This window comes from Pyramidobacter sp. YE332 (genome assembly GCF_033060595.1).
GTDB lineage: Bacteria > Synergistota > Synergistia > Synergistales > Dethiosulfovibrionaceae > Pyramidobacter.
The window spans coordinates 1,533,679-1,553,585 of the sequence record NZ_CP133038.1; the positions used below are offsets into that span (position 1 = coordinate 1,533,679).

At 58.3% G+C, this 19,907-nt stretch carries 18 protein-coding genes and 1 pseudogene; 8 read left to right on the forward strand and 11 right to left on the reverse strand.

Going from position 1 to position 19,907, the window contains the following annotated elements; translation table 11 throughout:
• Nucleotides 1–213 precede the first annotated feature (213 nt).
• A pseudogene (locus tag RAH42_RS07265) lies at nucleotides 214–911 on the forward strand (NAD-dependent epimerase/dehydratase family protein).
• Between the two features lie 254 nt (nucleotides 912–1,165).
• Here RAH42_RS07265 and RAH42_RS07270 read toward each other — a convergent pair.
• The 3 genes from RAH42_RS07270 to RAH42_RS07280 all read right to left on the reverse strand — a co-directional run bounded on the left by RAH42_RS07270 (nucleotide 1,166) and on the right by RAH42_RS07280 (nucleotide 4,392).
• Nucleotides 1,166–1,956, reverse strand: a protein-coding gene (locus tag RAH42_RS07270) for an IS5 family transposase (protein ID WP_317539161.1) whose coding sequence is annotated in 2 segments (ribosomal slippage) — nucleotides 1,166–1,585 and nucleotides 1,588–1,956 — 789 coding nt in all. Because the reading frame shifts where the segments join, the coding sequence is not laid out codon by codon here.
• Between the two features lie 265 nt (nucleotides 1,957–2,221).
• Complete coding sequence (locus tag RAH42_RS07275) at nucleotides 2,222–3,559, reverse strand: RNA-binding domain-containing protein (RefSeq protein ID WP_078016918.1); 1,338 nt, start codon at nucleotides 3,557–3,559, stop codon at nucleotides 2,222–2,224.
• A 485-nt stretch (nucleotides 3,560–4,044) separates the two neighbouring features.
• A complete protein-coding gene (locus RAH42_RS07280) occupies nucleotides 4,045–4,392 on the reverse strand; it encodes an SWIM zinc finger family protein (protein ID WP_078016919.1) in 348 nt (115 codons plus the stop codon).
• A 554-nt stretch (nucleotides 4,393–4,946) separates the two neighbouring features.
• Between RAH42_RS07280 and RAH42_RS07285 the strand changes: the two genes are divergently transcribed.
• Both RAH42_RS07285 and RAH42_RS07290 read left to right on the forward strand, forming a co-directional pair.
• Entirely contained in the window at nucleotides 4,947–5,705 is a 759-nt protein-coding gene (locus RAH42_RS07285) for a cyclase family protein (RefSeq protein WP_078016920.1), read from the forward strand.
• 243 nt (nucleotides 5,706–5,948) lie between these two features.
• On the forward strand, nucleotides 5,949–9,356 hold the full coding sequence (locus RAH42_RS07290; protein WP_317539162.1) for a hypothetical protein: 3,408 nt from the start codon (nucleotides 5,949–5,951) through the stop codon (nucleotides 9,354–9,356).
• Nucleotides 9,357–9,399: 43 nt separating this feature from the next.
• Here RAH42_RS07290 and RAH42_RS07295 read toward each other — a convergent pair whose 3' ends face one another.
• Nucleotides 9,400–9,915: a type III toxin-antitoxin system ToxN/AbiQ family toxin gene (locus RAH42_RS07295; RefSeq protein ID WP_078016922.1), complete on the reverse strand. Its 516-nt coding sequence runs from the start codon at nucleotides 9,913–9,915 to the stop codon at nucleotides 9,400–9,402.
• 666 nt (nucleotides 9,916–10,581) lie between these two features.
• On the opposite strand from RAH42_RS07295, the gene RAH42_RS07300 reads away from it, so the two are divergent.
• Both RAH42_RS07300 and RAH42_RS07305 read left to right on the forward strand, forming a co-directional pair.
• On the forward strand, nucleotides 10,582–11,142 hold the full coding sequence (locus RAH42_RS07300) for a hypothetical protein (protein ID WP_317539163.1): 561 nt from the start codon (nucleotides 10,582–10,584) through the stop codon (nucleotides 11,140–11,142).
• Between the two features lie 41 nt (nucleotides 11,143–11,183).
• Nucleotides 11,184–11,603: a hypothetical protein gene (locus RAH42_RS07305; RefSeq protein WP_317539164.1), complete on the forward strand. Its 420-nt coding sequence runs from the start codon at nucleotides 11,184–11,186 to the stop codon at nucleotides 11,601–11,603.
• Between the two features lie 303 nt (nucleotides 11,604–11,906).
• On the opposite strand, the gene RAH42_RS07310 is transcribed toward RAH42_RS07305, so the two are convergent.
• Nucleotides 11,907–12,434, reverse strand: a complete 528-nt coding sequence (locus RAH42_RS07310) for a sigma-70 family RNA polymerase sigma factor (protein WP_078016764.1) — start codon at nucleotides 12,432–12,434, stop codon at nucleotides 11,907–11,909.
• Nucleotides 12,435–12,683: 249 nt separating this feature from the next.
• The gene (locus RAH42_RS07315) at nucleotides 12,684–13,460 is read right to left on the reverse strand and encodes a 4Fe-4S binding protein (RefSeq protein WP_078016765.1); all 777 of its coding nucleotides are present in this window, start codon (nucleotides 13,458–13,460) and stop codon (nucleotides 12,684–12,686) included.
• Nucleotides 13,461–13,588: 128 nt separating this feature from the next.
• On the opposite strand from RAH42_RS07315, the gene RAH42_RS07320 reads away from it, so the two are divergent.
• Nucleotides 13,589–14,263, forward strand: a complete 675-nt coding sequence (locus RAH42_RS07320; RefSeq protein ID WP_078016766.1) for a Crp/Fnr family transcriptional regulator — start codon at nucleotides 13,589–13,591, stop codon at nucleotides 14,261–14,263.
• Between the two features lie 392 nt (nucleotides 14,264–14,655).
• Here the strand turns inward: RAH42_RS07320 and RAH42_RS07325 are convergent, their stop codons facing one another.
• From RAH42_RS07325 to RAH42_RS07345, 5 genes are all read right to left on the reverse strand, one after another.
• Nucleotides 14,656–15,405, reverse strand: coding sequence for a gamma-glutamyl-gamma-aminobutyrate hydrolase family protein (locus RAH42_RS07325; RefSeq protein ID WP_168170090.1), 750 nt, complete (start codon nucleotides 15,403–15,405; stop codon nucleotides 14,656–14,658).
• A 67-nt stretch (nucleotides 15,406–15,472) separates the two neighbouring features.
• Complete coding sequence (locus RAH42_RS07330; protein ID WP_078016768.1) at nucleotides 15,473–15,895, reverse strand: thioesterase family protein; 423 nt, start codon at nucleotides 15,893–15,895, stop codon at nucleotides 15,473–15,475.
• Nucleotides 15,896–15,904: 9 nt separating this feature from the next.
• On the reverse strand, nucleotides 15,905–16,201 hold the full coding sequence (locus tag RAH42_RS07335; protein WP_078016769.1) for a DUF1294 domain-containing protein: 297 nt from the start codon (nucleotides 16,199–16,201) through the stop codon (nucleotides 15,905–15,907).
• Nucleotides 16,195–16,851, reverse strand: a complete 657-nt coding sequence (gene ybaK / locus RAH42_RS07340) for a Cys-tRNA(Pro) deacylase (RefSeq protein WP_078016770.1) — start codon at nucleotides 16,849–16,851, stop codon at nucleotides 16,195–16,197. Before ybaK ends, RAH42_RS07335 begins: the two co-directional genes overlap by 7 nt.
• Nucleotides 16,852–16,883: 32 nt before the next feature.
• Nucleotides 16,884–17,267 (reverse strand): metalloregulator ArsR/SmtB family transcription factor, encoded by a 384-nt coding sequence (locus tag RAH42_RS07345; RefSeq protein WP_078016771.1) that lies wholly within the window; start codon nucleotides 17,265–17,267, stop codon nucleotides 16,884–16,886.
• Between the two features lie 200 nt (nucleotides 17,268–17,467).
• Here RAH42_RS07345 and RAH42_RS07350 point away from each other — a divergent pair, with 200 nt between their 5' ends.
• Both RAH42_RS07350 and RAH42_RS07355 read left to right on the forward strand, forming a co-directional pair.
• Nucleotides 17,468–18,592: an efflux RND transporter periplasmic adaptor subunit gene (locus RAH42_RS07350; RefSeq protein ID WP_078016773.1), complete on the forward strand. Its 1,125-nt coding sequence runs from the start codon at nucleotides 17,468–17,470 to the stop codon at nucleotides 18,590–18,592.
• A 181-nt stretch (nucleotides 18,593–18,773) separates the two neighbouring features.
• The gene (locus RAH42_RS07355; protein ID WP_120372535.1) at nucleotides 18,774–19,898 is read left to right on the forward strand and encodes a nitronate monooxygenase family protein; all 1,125 of its coding nucleotides are present in this window, start codon (nucleotides 18,774–18,776) and stop codon (nucleotides 19,896–19,898) included.
• Nucleotides 19,899–19,907: the final 9 nt, after the last annotated feature.

Consider the following 19,907-nt stretch of genomic DNA (forward strand, 5'->3'; position numbering starts at 1 on the left):
ACGCATTAAAAAAGACCTTGGCGAAGCTGTTGGCAAAAGAAGGATCTCGGGCAGTACTGCACCATGAAAGCGCCTCCGAGCAAAACCGAAAAGAACGCCGCGAGCTTTTCTCAGCGTCAGTAAAAAATAACTGATTCAGTGTATAATTTTCTCACAGAAGCCAGAGTTCACATTGTGCGTTACAGCTGACGCTTTCTCAGGGAAGAAAACACCATGAACGTTTTGCTTACCGGCGGGGCCGGTTTTATCGGGTCGCATACGGCGGTCGAACTGATCGCGGCGGGGCACGGCGTGGTGATCGCCGACGATCTGAGCAACAGCTCGGCTTCGGTGATCGAGCGGCTGCACGAATCCCTACGGCTGGACGAAGTTCATGATCGAGCAGATCCTGCGCGACGCGGCTGCCGCGGACGCTGAGGTGTCGGCGGTGCTGCTGCGTTACTTCAACCCGATCGGCGCGCACGAGTCGGGGCTGATCGGCGAACAGCCGCAGGGGATCCCCAACAATCTGATGCCGTATCTGTGCCAGGTGGCGGCGGGCAAGCTGCCGCAGCTGCGCGTTTTCGGCGACGACTACCCCACGCCCGACGGCACGGGGGTGCGCGACTACATCCACGTGGTCGATCTCGCCAAAGGGCATGCGGCGGCGCTGGCTTACGCCGCCTCGCACCAAGGGGCCGAGGTATTCAATCTCGGCACGGGGCGCGGCAGCAGCGTGATGGATCTGATCCGTTCGTTCGAACGGGTCAACGGCATTAAAATCCCTTACGCGATCGCGCCGCGCCGGCGACATCGCCGTGTGCTGGGCCGACGCCTCGAAAGCCGAGCGCCTGCTGAGCTGGAAGGCGCAGAAATCGCTCGACGACATGTGCCGCGATTCCTGGAACTGGACGAAGAAGTCGCTGCGATAAAAGTATCGAAGGGGCTCATAAAAAACGACGTTGCGCCCGTCATGTTTTGAAGGAACAGTTCAAAACGCGACGGGCGCAACGTCGTTTATCCCGGACTGCCGTCGGGGTCGCAAAGCCTCCGCCGGCTTTCGGTGAGAAATCTCATTTCGGCTCTATAATAAACGTTGGGGGGACACGCGTCGAACTGAAGATGTTCACCTCCTCCAACGAGTCTACTCATATTAGGGCTTGTTTAAAAAACATTTCAGCTTGTATTATTTCAATAAAATAACACTGGCAGCGACAAGAACAAAAGCGAAAAACGAAGCGTCAAGTTTGTCATAGCGGGTGAAAATTCTACGGAACCATTTGATTTTCTGAAAGAAACATTCAACCAAGTGTCGTTCCTTGTAAACATGCTCATCTATAAACCACGGTTCGGGATTATCGCTCTTCGGCGGGATAGTGTAACTTCCCTCCCGAGAAGTAATGTACTCTCTGATGGCTTGCGAACCGTAAGCCTTATCGCCGATGACGTTGCTCCCTCTGATTTCCGCTTGCCCGAGCAAGGACACGGCATGGCGGGAATCGTGGTCATTGCCGGGACTGAGCAGGAGCGCCAGCGGATTGCCTAAACCATCTACTATCGCATGAATTTTCGTATTCTTGCCGCCTCTGGACATGCCAATCGCTTGAGCCCCTTTTTTCCCCCTTCCGGGGTTTTCCCTCTCCCGTTGGCACTTTGATGTACTTTGCAGGACGTGGAGTCGATAGAGAGATTTTCCATGTCGGCATCAGCGCTTAGGGCGGCAAAGATCGCCTCGAATATTCCCCGCTGTTTCCACAGCCTGAAACGTGCGTAAACTGCCTGCCATTTGCCGTAACGCTCCGGAAGATCTCTCCATGGCGCTCCACTTCTGGCAAGCCACAGAATCCCATTGATGATCCTGCGGTTATCGTATTTTGCCGGGCGTCCACGTTGACCTGATTTCGGGTGTTCGGGCGGCAGCATTCTCTTGATTCGATTCCACTCGCTGGAGGTCAGTTCATATCTTCTCTCTTCCATGAGAAAAGTTTAAGCGATTGGATCGATTTAGGCAACTTTGACGTTTTTTAAACAAGCCCTAAGATAGGCATACCCAGTCATTCCTCCCTCGCAATCTCATCAGCAGAGTTGATCGAAAGGGAAATGATGGATATGCCGCATGCTCGTTTTATCGGATTATTGTCGAGTAGGGAAAAGAGGAGCACCAAGAAGTTTTACGACCGCGGCGAGACCCACTCGATGGATTTTATTATGCCCTGTTCTGAGAACTGCAGCAAACATTTCTCTATTTTTCGATAACTTCCCACGTGCCGTCACGCCTGGAGCCAAGTCTTCGAATATAGCCTTTCTCTCTCAACGAATCCAGCGTACGCTGAACTGTTCTGACTGTTTTTGATATCTTCTCAGCCATCTCGTCCCGGGTTGAATCCGGCTTGTTTTTCAATATAGCCAGCACAGCCACTTCCGTCCCCTTTAAAGTGACATTAAAAGTGACATTCTGAATGTCACTTTGAAACGCTGGTCTGTAAATAATAAACTTAAATCCGCTTTCGCCTGTCTCATACGAATATCGAATAGCCGCATCCTTGCAAAGACTGTTTATTCGCTTAAAGCCGCTTCCGAATTGCTCAATAGACTTATTCAGATACAGAACTTTCGAAATAAGAGGGTTACGTATCTCTGACTCTACATTCCTTTTAATGTAATCCTCCGGTTTATAACGGCTTGCATATCGTCCGGGACTATAGATTGTTATCTTCCCTGGGTGGATGCATATTTCATGATTTGTGGATTCGTTATATACTGCATGTGCAAAACTGTTAGCCAATGCCTCTCTAATGACCGCAACAGGGATCTCCGGGATTTCCTCTCTTTCTGTCCCGATGATTTCGCTTCTCCATCGGACATTCTTCAAAATATAATCTTCAGATATCTTCAGCAAATTATATATATTGTCTTCATAGAGCTTCATATCAATAAAAGTAAGCTTTTCATCCGTAGCAAATACAGCAGTTTTCAATGTGACCGGATGCGTATTTCCGAAAAGGCATTCTCCAGCGTTATTCAAATGATCGTCATCCAGCAAGCCGCACCTCTTCAGAACGATTGGACATGTATATTTTCCCTCCGGTATTCTCCCCGCCGAAACAGCTTTTTGCCAAAAAGCTCTGATTGCCGTTTTGTCAATTTGCTTGGATGTCGCCAAAGACGGTGTTTTCTCCCACTTTTCCTTATATTCATTTGATACAAAGAAGGACTTCAGCGCTTCCGGCACCACCTCACGATCTTCATCAGCAGTTCGGAGGTAATAACGCCCAAACGCAGAATATGGGACATTACTGCCATTAAATTCGATTTTGATTACATGCCTTCCGTCAAGAACCGTTTCGTTTATAGCAGGATATATCTGAGGTCTGATGCTTTCGTATACCATTCTCGAAACATCACGAAGCGACGATTCCGAAACGGCCTGCCCGCTCACATCACCATTCGGTTTGATCCCAAAATAAAGGGTTCCTATCCCGTGTTTATTCAAAATAGACGAAATAGAAATCATCGCCTCTCGGATCTCGGCAGTTGTCTTTTTGAATTCCAACGTTTCCGTTTCTTTTCCCAGATTCATTCCCGCTTCCCTCGCCGTTATAAAGTGACGTCATCATATCATATAGTGACATTTACGTCACTATTAACAAGGCGAGGCACCTCCCTCCTCAATGGAGAATACCCCTACGGCGACCGCCGACGGTCTGATACTATTTCTCAATTAAAATGCCGAATGCAGAGGTGCTACGGGGGAGATTCACAAAGCGAGCTGTGCAGACCGCGCAGCGGTCAAGGGAGTCCTGAGCGACTGAACTCCTCCGTAGCGCCCGGAAACTATGTTAATACTTTCTATTAAGAATTAGTCTGAGCAACATCAGCGCATGTGCCGCGATTCCTGGAACTGGGGGAAGAAGTCGCTGCGATAAAAACATCAAGGGGCTCATTAAGAACATGTCGCGCCCGTCATGTTTTGAAGGAACAGTTCAAAACGCGACGAGCGCGACGTCGTTTATCCCGGACTGCCGTCGGGGTCGCAAAGCCTTCGCCGGCTTTCGTTGCGAGATCTCACCAGTCAAGGTCAAGGTGGTTGCGCGCGAACTGCTCAAATATCCATGTGTCTTCGCAGTCGCACAAAAGGCTGTAAAGCTCCTGCCGAAGCTCTTCCCTGGACAGTCCGTCGATGTAGCGCCGCAGTTTTTCGTCCAGCTCTTCCCGACGCCGCTCTTCTTCCTCTTCGTATTTGACGATGTCGTCGTAGTATTCCCGGGCTTTCTCCGGGTACGCCGCAAAGAACAGCGCGATCATGTGCTTGCAGATCACGCGCCGGCCGGCGGCATGGGGACAGGTGCACGAAGACTTGCGCGGATGCTCCGCGTCGATGCGCACTTCGTAGACGGTGCCGCTCCCGCGCACGCTCCCGCTCGCTTCGAGATCGCCGGTCTTCTCGCACGAAAGGACCCTTCCTTATAGTATTCGTATCCTCTCCACAGCGAGGCGCCGCTGGCCAGCGTCATCAAACTCATCGAGCCCTCTCCTTGTCGTTCCCATCGTCCGGCTTTTCCGGGCAACGTCTCCCGCGGCGAAAAAACGCAGCGCGCCCCGTCGCGATTGATTTTTTTACAGTCAGCATTCTTTCCGACGCAAGCCTGACACAGAAATATAATACATCAAAACACAATATCCCGCTCTCCCGTTTCGCAGCCGACGTGGCGCCAAGGGCGCGGAGCGGACTTTCGGCGACGTCGCCGCGCCTGCCGCGGCGCCCGAAGCTCCCGCGTCAACTTTGGCCTGATCGTTTATATTTTGCAAGTCCCTTATGCTCAACGTATCCCTGTCCAAGCGTGGCATCCCAGCCATGCGCCAAGAAAAAAATCCGCGCAGAAGACACTTGTTTTTCGAACAGAGGTAAAATATAATTGAATAAGTTAGCGAACAATGAATATTATTACTGAAAGGATGGATCTTCTGTGTATAAGCTTTGGAACGAGCTTCAGGAACTGAAAAAGCTGCGCTGGATAGACCTTTCGCATCCTCTCGATAATACAAGCCCCTATTGGAGCGGCATACCGGATGGATCCGTCGAACTCTGCAAAACTGTGTTCGACTGGGACAATCCGATGCTTGAATGTCTCATTCAGACTTTTAAATTTCCTGGGCAGTTCGGAACACACATAGATTTCCCCGGGCATTTCGTTAAAGGCGCACCGCTGTCGGAAGCCTTCGGCGTGAAAGACTGCGTGTTCCCGCTCTGCGTCGTCGACATTTCGAAAAAGGTAAAAGCCGATCCCTGCTATGCCGTGACGGTAGACGACATTAAGGAATACGAAGCGAAATACGGAGCCATACCCGACGGTGCGTTTGTGGCTCTTTATACGGGTTGGAGCAAAAATTGGCCCGACATGGATGCCCTCTCCGGAACGAAAATAAAAGAGGACGGCTCAGAAAACTTCCCGGGTTGGTCGCTGCCTGCGCTCAAATATATCTACGAGTTCCGCTCCGCGGCTGCGAACGGGCACGAGTCCCTTGACACCGATGCGTCGGCCGAAGCGGCGAAGGCTGGCGACCTAGCCTGCGAGAGATATGTCCTTCAGCAGGGCAAACTTCAGATAGAAGTGCTTTGCAATCTTGATATGCTCCCGCCCGCCGGCGCGCTCCTTTTCGCGGGGTATCCCAACATCAAGGGAGCGACGGGACTTCCTGTCCGTGTTTTCGCTATCTGCGAGTAAAACTCGCGTCCGCCATTTGGCGTAAACGGCAAGGCGCCGCCGCGGATATTGCGGCGGCGCCTTGCCGTTTCGTTTACTCGTGCGTGAGTTGTTCTCAAGATTTCGGACATATTCCGATACTGATACTATTTCTTGATTGAAAAGCCAAACTCAAGGACGTTGCGAGCCATACCAATATTTTCTGTCGGGAATCGGTATAAATAACCGTTCCGCCACGTTACATTCAACCGGGAGATCATGTTTATGCCATTCATAAAAAATCATGCGCGTTTTTTCAAGGGCGCGGCGCTGACGGGCGTTTTCGCCTTCGCGGCGGCGGGGGCGGCGGCGCTGGCGCTGATGCGCCGGGTCTGGGGGCCGGTGTCGATGGAGCAGATCCTGTTCCATCTGAACGTGCCGCTGACGGGCGGCGTCGACGCCAACCTGCGCCGCCTCATTTTCGCCGCGGCCGCGGGCGCGGCGACGGTCACGGCGCTGTACGGACTGTTCTGCGGCTTCTGCCTGCGGCGCGGACGGCGCGGGGCGGGGCTGCTGGCGGCGTTGGCTCTGGCGGGATTCGCGCTGTACGCGGAGCGGAGCGTCGGCGTGGCCGGGTTCGTTCTGCGCCAGTTCCAGACCACGGCGCTGTTCGACGCGGTGCCCGAGCCGCAGGACGCACGCTGGTCGTTCCCCGGCGCCAAGCGCAATCTGCTGGTGATCCACATGGAATCCATGGAAGACACGTTCAACGACGCGGCGGTCATGGGCGCCCCGCTGCTGCCCGAGCTGGCGCGGCTGCGGAAGGAGCATCTCCATTTCAAGGGTTTCCGCCAGGTACGCGGCACGACCTGGACAACGGCGGGCGTGACGGCCTCGGACTTCGGGCTGCCGCTGCTGCTGCCGATCGGGCACAATGACTACGGCGACTACGAGTCGTTCCTGCCCGGAGCGCTGAGCATCTTCGAGGTGCTGGAGCGCAGCGGCTACGCGCTGGAGTTCATGTTTTCCAGCGACTGTTCGTTCGGCGGCATCGAAAACCTGATCCGCACGCACGCGGCGCGCCCCGTCGTCAAGGATCTGCGCTGGTTCAGCCAGTACCGTTCCGACGTGGAACAGAACCGCGGCAACGGCTGGGGCCTGCGCGACCGCTATCTTTACGAGCGGCTCAAGGAGGATCTGGCGCTGCGCGCCGCTTCGGGCGCGCCCTACGCCTTTTTCGTCGAGACGCTCGACACGCACGGGCCGGACACGTATTACTTCCTCGACCCCGACGTCCGCCCGGAAACGCGCTGGCACGATTTCCGCGACGTGATCCGCGCCGGCAGCCTGATGATGGGCGAATTCATCGACTGGGTGCAGGCGCAGCCGTTCGCCCGCGACCTGACGATCGTCGTTCTCGGCGACCACCTCTGGATGGGCGACACGGTCGCCGGGCGCCCGCTGGGGGACGGACGCGCCGTGTTCAACCTGTTCATCAACGCGATCCCGCGCCCGGAGCGCGGGATCGAACGACTTTTCAGCGCGCCGGATTTCGCGCCGACGATTCTCGAAGCCATCGGCGCGTCCCTGCCCGGGCGCCGCTTCGGCATCGGCACGTCGCTGTTCAGCGGGCGCCCGACGATGATCGAGGAACTGGGCGAAAAGGCTTATGTCGCCGAGCTGGGCAAGACGTCGGCGCGCTACAACCGTTTCTTCAAGCGTCCCGAGGGGAAGCCCGACCGGCGCGCGCCGCTGAAGACGAACGACTTTTCCGCGGGCGCGCCGCGCCTCGCCCTTTCCGAACCGGAACTGTTCATGAGGACCGGCGGCAGCGGCGCTTTTCAGTGCGCGGTCTTCAATTCAAGCGACAGCCTGTTGTCCGGCGCGGGAGATTCGCCGCTGCGGATCCGCGCGTCGGTCTGCGCCGCGGACGGCCGCAACATGCCGGAATACGCGCGCACGTTCCCGCTGCCGCGCGATCTGCCGCCGCAGGACGCCGAATACCTGCAGGCGGCGATCCCCGTGCCGCCGGAAGGAACGTACCGTCTGCGGCTGGAATTCGTCGACGAAAAGGACCGGCCGCTCGCCGCCGCCTTCGAAACGCCGCTGCGGACGGCGGCGCAGTGGCGGTACGCCGCCGAAGACGGCGGTGTGCCGCAGGACGAGCGTATCGTGCTGGACGGCGGCGCGCCCTGCGTCGCCTTCGCGGGCGCGATGGAAGTCTGTTGCCATCGGGACACGCTCTTCTGCAAGCTGCTGGACGGCCGACTGTCCGCAAAAGATCTGATTTTGCGCGCCCGCCGCGGCGGAGAGACGGTCGAACTGACGCCGCGCGAGCTGCGCCGCGCTTCCGACCAAAAATTCCGCTGGGCCGCCGCGCCGCTGGACGGAGCCGGTCTTGAATATCTGGAAGCGGGCTGGCGGCGCGGCGGCGCGGAAAACGTGCGTCCGTTCAGCCTCCTTCCCGCGGCGAAAAGCGCGCCGCTGCGCGAGGAGCAGGATTTTTACGCCTACGCGCGCAAACTGTCGCGGTCGAAGGCGCTGATCCTCGCCGCCGTCAACGCCCCGGAGCAAAAGCCCGGCCTACTGGCCATGCGGGACGGGCAGATCCTCACGCTTCAGCGCGGCGTGCCCGGTACGGCGCTGCACTTCGACGGCGAGGAAGGCGGCGTTTACCTCGACCTCAACACGTACGACGAGGCCACCGCCGCCCAGTCGCGCACGCGCGCGCGGCTGTCGATCCGCGTGAACGGCCTCGAATACGCCTGCGCGCAGCAGGGAACGAACTTCGTCGTCTTCGATCCCGCCTGCGGCGAAGCGCTCGACCGCGCTGCCTGTGCCACGCCGATACCGTTGGCCGAACTGGCGGCGCTGCTCGCGGGCGCACAGCCCGAGACGGCGCGGCGGACCGGCGGCGAAGCGCCCAAACTGCTCCACTGCCCCGTCGATCACCGCGTCCCCATCGAAAAGGGGGCGTTCCTCGCCTCCTGGCCCGGCGGCCCATACGTCGCGCGCTCCGGCGGCCGCCTTTACTTCCAGACACCGTGGGAACAGGTCTTCAAAATCAAACTGCTCGGCGGTTCCGAAAGCGCGGGCATCGCGCCGCTGGACCGCGCCGTGTCGGCCGGTTTCGACGGCGTGATCTCCGCCCTGCCGGCGCGAGGGGCGTCCGCCGACGTCGGCTTCATCGACGGGCAGGGGCAAAAACACGCGCAGTCCGTCGACCTGACGCCGCTTTTTCTGGAAACGGACTTCTGCCGCTATCTGCGGCGGCTGGCCAATCCCGATCACGTCGTGCTGATCTCCGTGCTCGACGAGGGCGCGCGCCGCCTCACCGAAACGCACCGCAAGCTCTTCGCGCCGCTCGGGCTCGACCTGTCGTTGTCCGGCAAACGACGCTGGAGCTACGCGGCCGTCAGCGACGGCGGCAAAAAGGTCTACGAAGAATGCGCGCCCGGCCGCATCGACATAACTATCGACGCCGCGGGGCTGAAGATCGGGCTCGTCAGCACGGGCATGGAAGCCGGCTACGAGTCGTCGATCCGGATCGACGGCGCGGAATATTCCACGCAGTCGCTGGGCATGAACATCGTCGTCTACGACAAAAAGCAAAAACGCGTCGTCGACAGCGTCGCCTTCAACACCTACGCCGACCTGTCCGCTTCGCGCAAAGACCCCGCGTTCAAACGGTAAAAGCAAAGCGGCGAACCTCGCTTCACTCGAGGCTCGCCGCTTTTTATCCGTCTGTGTTTTGAGTGACCCACAACTGGCATTTGTGTTCCAACAAGAGGAAATCGCAGCTGTTGGCCACAAGTCCGGGATTCTTGCCCAACAGCACTCGTTTGTAAGTGCGCTCGGCAAGATACTGGATCCTTTCCTGATTTTTGATACAGAACCTCAATTCCTGCGCAAGCAGGGCACGATAAGCTCGATCGGGTTCGTCGTCTATGGAACGGAGCGAGAGTGCGCTTTTGGGAACAGGAAACATATAATTAAACCGAAGCGAAGCGACAATCTGACCATTGTCAGCCTGAATGAGGAAGTTATCGGGCTTTTGCTGTTTAAAAGAAGTCACAGGCACGTAATAGTTCATTTCACGCACCTGAAGCACAACGCCGCATAAAAATTTTCTCTTTCGACTTACTCCATAATCCATGTTAGGGACGCGGCTTACGCCCCTCTTTTCTATCTCTGCATTTTTCAAATAGTTGGTATAAGCAAAGTCCACGTAGTAAAAATTGAGTTTTTCCATCAATGCGGGCCTCAAAGTCAGAGATAAAAAGAGAGGGGCCACAGCCCCTCCTGTTTTCACTACAGCTGCGCTTCAGGCGGCAGCGCGCCTTTCATGATGATCTGCTCTCAAAGCGGCAGGGCGCTTCTCATCGATGATCTGCTCTCAAAGCGGCAGGGCACTTGCCAAAAGAGCATCGCTCTTTCTACGTGTTATTTTACTCAAGTTATGAATTTTTGTCAAATCATTCTCACGAGGAAGACAAAATATATGAAAACTGAAATTCTTCAAGGTAAATGCAACGCAACATCCGGTACCCCGTTGCATTAAATCTGAATTAAAAGAAGCTTGCATTAGTCTGAATTGATGAAAGACCTTTCTTACGAGACAACAGATCTCGGAAAGGAGTTCATCATCATGAACAAACATTTGACTCTGGCTGAAAGAAAAGCCATTGAAAGCGCCCTCAACCGGCGAGAATCTCTCAGAAGTATTGCCTCAACAGTTCTGAAGTCGCCGAGTACGATCTCCAGAGAGATCAGAAAACATGCAGAGACTGTCTTCAAAGGCTGTTATGGCCGGACAGCAAACTGCTGCCTTCACCGGTATGACTGCTCCGTTACTTCCCTTTGTAACACCTCTCCGAAATGCCGTTCACTGTGTTTCCGGTGCTCAAGATGTAATACGATGTGTCCTGACTTTAAGGAGGAGGTCTGCCCGCAGCTTTCGGTTCCTCCGTATGTCTGTAACGGCTGCCCCAACCGTCACCGCTGCACTTTAAAAAAACGGATCTATTCTGCTAAATCTGCAAATGACTCTTACGAGAAAACTTTGCATGAGGCTCGTGAAGGCTTCAATATCTCCGATGCCGAGCTTGCAGATATTGATTCTTTTTTCTCTCCTCTCATCAAACAGGGGCAGTCTCTCTATCATATTATCCGTAATAATCGAGATACTGTTCCCTGTTCTGAAAGTACCGCCAGACGGCTCCTGCTTTCGGGTATTTTAGAGGCACGGAAAATAGACTTGCCCCGAGCTGTCCGTTTTAAGAAGAGAAAGGGAAAAAGAAATAACATGAAGGTGGATAAAAAATGTCGTGAAGGCCGTACCTACAATGATTTTCTCTCTTTTTCGGAGAAACATCCGGACATGCTTATTACCGAAATCGACAGTGTCGTTGGCACCACAGGAGGAAAAGTTCTTCTGACTGTCATCTTAAGAAACTGCAACTTTATGCTGGCTTTTTGAGAGATAAAAATACTGCTCAATCTGTTGAGCAGATTTTTACAATGCTCTTCACTCTTCTGGGCAGGAAACGCTATAAGTCCATGTTTCAGGTCCTTCTTGCTGACAACGGTACAGAGTTTTCCAATCCGACGGCTATCGAAAAAGGTCTGGACGGAGAAAGAAAATCATATATGTTCTATTGCAATCCACAAGCACCGCAGGAAAAACCGAAGGTTGAAAATAATCATACTCTCATTCGAAGGATCCTTCCCAAGGGAACAACTTTCGACAATTTATCCCAAACTGATATCAACCTGATGATGTCTCATATAAACTCATACGAGAGGAAAAAATTTAACGGAAAATCTCCTGCAGAGATCTTTATCAACCTGTATGGCGAGGACGTATTGCATTTACTCGGACTCGAACTTATTCCGCCACAGGATATCTGTTTAAAGCGGACTCTTCTCGCCGGTAAATAACGGCTCCTTTTTAATTTCTTGATTGCATTAACTCTGAACTGAAAATTTTGCTTTCAGTTGAGGATCACTTTTGTATGCACTTTTTTCGGACAATTTCCTCGTAACAGCTTTTCATCCCCTTGAATTTGTTCCGTTAGCGCAATCTTGATCGTTATTATGTGTTCGTAATGACTGCTTGCTGCTTTTGTCCTGTCAAAGTAAATGCAACCCCGTCGCATTTACTTTGACGAGGTTGCATTTACTCTGAAAATTTACCAATATATGAAAACTCAAAGCCAGCCTCGATTTTTTTCATAATCAGACCTATCGAAAGCCGGCGTTCCGTCTCTTTATTTTCAGCTTGCCAGAGCGCGCCGCACCTTGTCGCGCAGGCGGCTCACGCGCTTGCTGGCTGACGGCGCAGCGGCGGGCCAGTTCCTTCTGCGTCAGGCCGGAAGCCAGACCGCGCGCCAGCTCGCGCTCGGGGGGCGGCAGGCTTTCGAGCAGTTCGAAGACGGCGTAGCCGCCCTCTTCACAAGGGACGTCGAAACCGTCGTCCTCGAATTTCTGCTCCAGCGAATCGTGGGCGCCATCCCGGCGCAGCCTCGCGGCGGCGTCGCGCACCCGGCCGCGCAGGCGGTACCAGATGAACAGGCTCAGCCGCTGGGCCGGTCGTTCCTCGTCGTAGCGCCGCACCAGCTCGAAAAGCGCGATCATGCCCTCCTGCACCAGATCTTCGTATTCGGCGCCGCGGCCTGTATACTGCCAGGCAATTTTTCTCGCCAGCGGCAGAAAACGCAGGGCGATTTCGTTCAGCTGCTCTTTGCTCGCAGCGCATCGTTCGCATTCCACTGACTGTGATCCTTTCTCCTCTTGTGAGGTCTTGAGCGTCGGAAGAAGGAGCCTTCTCCGACTTTATCAAAAAGAGTGCTTAAATCGCGACAAATATACAACCAGACTTCACGAAAGTCAAAAAGGACAGTTTACTTATCGTCATCATGAAGCGCTCCACGGCAAAAAACGCGACGGCAGAGTCGCGCTGATTCGTTCAGGCGTCTCTGCCGTCTTTGCTTTGCGGCGATATTTTTTTCGGCGAAAAAGCTATTCGATCACGCGGCCGTCCACGCCGATGGTCACGACCTGCCAGGGGATGAACTTGCCGCTGTCCATCAGCGCGGCGCGGGCGGCCTTTTCGAGGCCGCCGCAGCAGGGCACTTCCATGCGTACGATCGTCACGCTCTTGATCTCGTTGTTTTTGATGATCTCGGTCAGCTTCTCGCGGTAGTCGCCCTCGTCGAGCTTGGGGCAGCCGATCAGCACGACGCGGTTTTTGATGAAATCGCGATGAAAGGCGCCGTAAGCGTACGCCGTGCAGTCGGCGGCGATCAGCAGCGAAGCGTCCTTGAAAAAAGGCGCGCTGACGGGCGCCAGCTTGATCTGCACGGGCCACTGGCCGAGGCGGCTGCGCAGGTCGGCCGGAACGCCCGCCGCTTCGGGCGCTTCCGCCGCGGCGCGTTGAACGGCGCGCGTCATCGAGCCGGGGCACATGTGCGGGGCCCCGCCGGGCAGCGGCCGAAGGATGGCGCGCGCGGTCGAGCCGGGACAGCCGCCGCGTGCGGGCTCGGCATTTTTCGCGGCCTGAGCTTCCTGAGCGGCCCTGACCGCGGCCTCGTCGAAGGGAACGGCCTCTCGCTCTTCGATGGCGATGGCGCCCGTCGGGCAATGCGGCAGGCAGTTCCCCAGCCCGTCGCAGTAATCTTCGCGGACCACCGCCGCCTTGCCGCCGATCATCCGGATGGCGCCCTCCTGGCAGGCGCCGGCGCACGCGCCGCAGCCATTGCACTTGTCGCGGTCGATCTTGACGATTTTTCTCCTCATGAAAATCCCCCCGGATCCATTCGTCGCGCGCCGTCCGAAAACGGGCGCTCGTCTTTTGACATCGTGCGCTCAGTGTACTATGATGAGGCAACGATGTCTGTTGTTTTTACAACAAAGAGGTGACGAAGATGAACTACGAAGCGCTCGCTCAGTGTCCGCTGTTCGCCGGGATCGCCGCGGACCGTCTGGAACGCGCCGTGGCGGCTCTGTCGCCGCGCCAGGCGGAATACGAAAGGGATCAGACCATCCTGCTTCAGGGGGAAGCGCCGCGCGGGCTCGGCATCCTGCTGTCGGGAGCCGCTCTGATCGTGAAGGAAGACTATTGGGGCGTGCGCACCGTGGTCGCAGCGCTGGCCCCCGGCGATCTTTTCGCCGAAGCGTTCTCCTGCGCCGGCGTCGCGGAAATGCCCGTCGGCGTCGTCGCCGCGGAAAAATCCCGCGCGCTCTTCGGCGATCCGGCCAGATTGCTGGAGGGAGGCGCGCCCGACCGCGAGGGGCGGCAGATCCTCGACAATCTCATGCACATCCTGGCGCGGAAAAATCTGCTGTTGCTGCAGCGCCTCGCCGTGATCTCGCGACGCACGCTCCGCGACAAGATCCTGACTTACCTGTCGTACTGCGCGCAGGAAGCGGAAGCGCGAAGTTTCCGCATCCCGCTCGACCGGCAGGGGCTGGCCGACTATCTGGCGGCGGACCGCAGCGCGCTCTCGGCGGAGCTGTCGAGGATGCAGAAGGAAGGGCTGATCGCCTTCCGCAAAAATTCCTTCGAGCTCAAAAAGCGCTTCGAGATCGCGGAGGAATGATAAGCTGAGGCAAAACGAAAGCCGCCGCGGGGACGCGGAGTCGCAAAGAAAAGCGAAAAAAAAATACTTCGCGAGGCCAATTCCCAGGAGAACGCTCGACTGCACGTCATACTATTTCTCAATTAAAATGCCGAATACAGAGGCGCTGCGGAGGAGATTCACGAAGCGGGCTGCGCAGACCGCGCAGCGGTCGAGGGAGTCCCGAGCGACTGAACTCCTCCGCAGCGCCCCGGAAACTATGTTAATATTTTCTATCAAGAATTAGTATCAAAAGATCGCGCGAGATACTCACCGATCGTAAATGTTCCACGTGGAACAACGAAAGCGGCCGGAAGCCGATGAGTCAGTTTTCATCGGCTTCCGGCCGCTTCTTGTTTTCGATCTGTTTCCGATCAGTTTTCGTTCCCATTCGCCCGGCGGCGGACGGCGCGGTATTTGGCCGCCTCCTCCACGAAGCGCCGGAAGAGGTTCAGGTCGGCGGGGAAATCGTGGATCATGCGCTCGGGGTGCCACTGCACGCCCATGCAGAACGAGCCGTCCTCCGCCTCGAACGCTTCGATCACGCCGTCGGGCGCCCAGGCGGTGGCCCTGAATCCCGGCGCGAGGGCGTCCAGCGCTTGATGATGGAAGCTGTTGACGGAAAATTTTTCGCCGAAAAGAGCGCCAACCAGCGAGCCTTTTTCGGCCGTCGCCTCGTGGCTGGGCCAGCAGCCGGGCATGTTCTGCTGGTGGCCGAATCTGACCGGGTCGTTGCCGAGGTGCTGGATCAGCGTGCCGCCGAGGGCCACGTTCATGATCTGAACGCCGCGGCACACGCCGAAAACCGGCATCCGCCGCGCGCGGGCCAGCTTGATCAGCGCGATCTGATAGAGGTCGAGCCCGGGATCGAGCCGCCCCAGCTTGGCGTCCGGCCCCTGACCGTACAGCATCGGCCAGACGTCGATGCCGCCGGGCACGAAAAGCCCGCCGGCCATGTCCAGATACTGCGCCAGCAGCGCCTCGTCCGTCGAGTCCGGCACGACGAACGGCGCGCCGCCCGCCTCCGTCAGCGCTCCCGTGTAGGAATTGTACACGCCGACGATGGGCGTCGTCCCCGGACAATCAAGATTGCACGCGACCGCAATGAGCGTTCTTTCCGCCACTTCGGATTCCCCCTGTTGTGTCTGTCGTCTTACAATATATAAATTTTTGCGCGCGGCTTTTCGCCCCTCAGGCGGAAAAGATCGCGCTCTTCAGCCGCTCGATGAACTCGTTCCCGCCGCGGATCAGCCTGCCCTCGGCATCGGCGAAGGCGTGCTTCGTCCAGCCCTCGGCGGCCAGCCGCCCGTCGGCGTGGCGCAGATGATAGCCGAAGGTCATGGCCGCGGCGCCGCACTCGACGGGAAAGACTTCCAGCGTCGCCAGCTCGTCGTAGCGCAGCGGCGATTTGTAGCGGCAGCGCGCCTCGACGACCGGCAGAAAAACGCCGTGCCGCTCCCATTCGGGATAGGGCACGCCGAGGTCGCGGCAGTAATCGGAGCGCCCCGCCTCGAACCAGACGAAATAGTTGCTGTGATGGGCGATGCCCATCTGGTCGGTCTCGGCGTAACGCACGCGAAACGTGTAAGACCGTTTTTCACCTTTGGCTTCCATGGCGGGCTCCTAGAATTTCCAGATCAGCCACACGCCCAGCGCCAGCTGGGCGATCAGGACCGCGGGAACGCCCCACACGAAGTGCCAGTGCTTGGTCTTGTGCCGCCAGACTTTCATGCCCAGCAGCGCGCCCAGCGAGCCGCCGCACAACGCCCACAGGAACAGGGCTTTTTCGCTGATGCGGCGCGCGTCCGCGTCGTCGTCGCGCAGGCCGTTGCGCTCGGCGATCTTCTTGTCGATGCCGTAGGCCGCGAACGCGCCCAGGTTCATGACGGCCAGAAACGCCAGTACAACCCATTTCACCATGTTTTCTCCTCTTCTTTCGCCGCTTCGCGCGAGATCGCGCCGATCGTCGCGCCGGCGGCTCTCTGTAAATCGCGGGGATCAAGTTCCATCTGCAGGCCGCGCCGTCCCGCGCTGACGGCGATGCGTTCGTGCCGCAGCGCCGACTCGTCGAGGAACGTGGGCAGCTTTTTTTTCATGCCCAACGGCGAGCAGCCGCCGCGGACATAGCCCGTCAGCCCGAAAAGCTCCTTCACGTGGATCAACTCCACTTTATCGTATCCCGACAGCGCCGCCAGCTTTTTCAGATCCAGCTCCATCGCGCCGGGGATCACGGCCGCGAGCAGCTCTTTGGCGCGCCCGTCGCCCCGCAGCACCAGCGTCTTGTAGATGCGTTCCAGCGGCACCCCGCAGCTGGCCGCGGCGTGAGCGGCGCTGAGGTCGCTCTCGTCGGCTTCGTACTCGATCACGAGCACGGAGATGCGCAGCCGCTCCGCCTCGCGGACGGCGTTCGTCTTCGGCGTTTTCGCCACTTCGATCACCTCGCGCCCCATCATACACCATCCCGCGGCGCACGGGAACTCCCCCGCCCGATGAAACGACGCGTTCGCCCCTTCAGGAGAAAAGCCGCAGGAACAGGGCGTCACTCTGGCAATGTCTTCGTGTCGGCGCATCGTATTCCCTTCTTCATAAAGAGCGATCGCGGTCAGCGGCCGCCGGAGAAACGATGGCCGATGTGTTCGAGGCCGACGCGGAGCAGCGCGCTGACGTGCTCGTCGTCGAGCGAGTAATAAACCGTCTTGCCCTCGCGCCGCGCCCGTACCGCATGAGCCGCGCGCAGCAGCCCCAGCTGATGCGAGACCGCCGGCTGAGAGACGCCCATCAGGCGGGTCAGGTCGTAAACGCACAGTTCCGACGCTTTCAGCGCGCAGAGGATGCGCATCCGCGTCGGGTCGCCGAAAATTTTGAAGAATTCCGCCAGTTTCCGCAGCTTCTCTTCGTCGGGCAGCGCCCGGCGCACCGCTTCGACCGCCCGCTCACGGACCGCGGACGGGCCGGCAGTCACTCGTTCGTCATCGTCAAAGGCCACGCAGCTTCCCCCCCTCTTCGCTCACAGCACAATGGTATGGCAAGAACGCCGCTTTGTCAAAAGGGAACGGCGTTCCCGGCGCGACCGTCCGGACGGATCCCCCCGTTTTCGGGACGCGGAGCGGCGGCCCTTCACAAGCGCTGCCGGTCGTGCTAGACTTAGCCGTATCGACATTTCTACGGAAGAGGAGTTTCTTCACCATGAAAACGAGGACGCCCTTCATCAAAACGTTTGCGGCGATCGCCGCGCTGAGTCTCCTTGCCGCTCCGACCGCCGCGGAGGAGCCGCCGCTTCCCGTGAAGACGCTGTTTCTCGGCTCGGCCCGCTCGCATCCCCAGCGCCATTATTACGGCACCGTCCAGGGCTCGCAGCGCGTGAACCTGTCGTTCCGCGTGCCGGGGCCGCTGATGGAGTTTCCCGTCGAGATGGGCTCGCGCGTCGCGAAGGGCGATCTGATCGGCCGCATCGACCCGCGCGACTTCCGCACGCGCCTCAGCGACGCCCAAAGCCGGCTTTCTCAAACGCAGGCGCGCTACGGCGAAGCGCTGAACAACTTCAGGCGCTACGACGAACTTTACAAAAAACAGTCCGTCTCTCAGGCCCAGTACGATCGTTACAAGACGGCGCTGGACGTGGCGCGTTCGGCGCTGAAAACGGCGGAAGCGAGCGTCGCCGCCGCGCAGGACGCGCTCGCCGACACGGAGCTGCGCGCCCCGTTTGGCGGCGTGATCGTGGCCCGCATGGCGGAAAACTTTCAGGACGTGCAGGCCAAGCAGCCCGTAGCCAGCCTGCAGAACCTCGACACGGTCGAGATCGTGATCCGCGTCTCCGAAGAAGACATCGCCAACATCGCCGTCGCCGACGAAAAAAACAGGATGTTCCGCCTTTCCGAAAAAGTCAGCCTCGACCTGGAAGCCACGCTCGACGAACTGCCCGGGCAGTCGTTCCGCGTCGCCTTCAAGGAAGTGGGCGCGCAGTCCGACCCGCGCACGCAGACTTATCCGGTCACCGTCACCATGCCGCAGCCGAAGAGCGCCCGCATCCTGCCGGGCATGGCGGTGAACGTCACGGCCAGCCTGATCGGCGGGGAAACGGGCGATCCGAACTTCTACGTTCCGCTCGAGGCGGTCGTGGGCGACGTGTCGGGGCGCACATGGGTCTGGCGCTGCGGGCGCGGCGGCAACATCGCCCGCATTCCCGTGACGCTGGGCGATTTTCGCGGCAGCCGCATCCAGATCACCGGCGAACTCGCGCCCGGCGATCAGATCGTCACCGTCGGCGCGCGCGGCCTGCGCGAAGGGCGAAAAGTCCGCGTCGTCGACTGAGCGGCCGTCCACGGAACGTTTTTCCTCCCCCGCGCCGCGCGGGGGCACTTTTTTCTCCGCCACGGCGGGAAACGACACGAAAGAGCTTGCACAATCTGCCAAAAGGCCCTATATTTATAAAACCGTCTCGCACGGCATATGGAACTCCGCGCGCCCCTCTTCGCGGAGAAAGGAGAAAAGTATGGTTCTCGATAAACTGCCAACTTTGAAGATCGGCCGGTACACGCCGCGCTTCCCCATCATCCAGGGCGGCATGGGCGTCCTCATTTCGGGGCCCAGCCTCAGCGGCGCCGTCGCGGCCGAAGGCGGCATCGGCACGTTGGCCACCGTCGGCATCGGCATGGCGACCATGACCTGCAACGTGGACAATTTTTTCAAGAAGAACGTGGAAGCCCTCAAGGATTTCGTCGCCAAGGCCCGCGAAAAGGCGAAAGGCGGCATCCTCGCCGCCAACTGCATGTGCGCGCTTCAGGATTACGAGCAGCAGGTGCGCGCCGTCTGCGAAGCCGGCATCGACATCATCATCTCCGGCGCCGGGCTGCCCCTCAAGCTGCCCGAGCTGACCAAGGATTTCCCCAACGTGGCGCTCGTACCGATCGTCAGCAGCCTCAAGGCCGCCTCGATCATCGTGCGGCGCTGGGTGAAGAACTACGGGCGCACGCCCGACGCCTTCGTCGTGGAAACGCCCAACGCCGCGGGCGGGCATCTGGGCGCCGCCAAGATCGAACAGGTCGACGACAAGGAGCTTTCGCTCGAGACGGTGATCCCGCAGCTCGTGAACTGGCTGAAAGAGATCAAGCTCAACATTCCCGTCATCGCCGCGGGCGGCATCTTCGACCGCACCGAGATGCTGCACGCTTTCGAACTGGGCGCCAGCGGCGTGCAGATGGGCACGCGCTTTGCCGCCAGCGCCGAGGGCGACGCCTCCGACGTCTTCAAACAGGCTTACGTCGACGCCAAGCCCGAGGACGTGGTGCTGATCAACAGCCCCTGCGGGCTGCCCGGCCGGGCGCTGCGCAGCCCGATGGTGGAGCGCTATCTCCGTCACGAGGACCGCCAGGACCCCTGCATCGCAAACTGCCTGGCGCACTGCGTCTACCGCGCCACGCACAAGACGTTCTGCATCGCCCGCGCCCTGATCCAGGCGCTCCAGGGCAACTGGGAGGAAGGGCTCTTCTTCTGCGGCACCAACGTGTGGCGCGTCAACAAGATCCAGACCGTGAGAGAGATCTTCAGCGATCTCTTCGGCGGCGATGAGCGGGGAAACAAAAGCTGCCGCCAGGATACTGCCCCTGATTCTCGATAGAACGGCTCA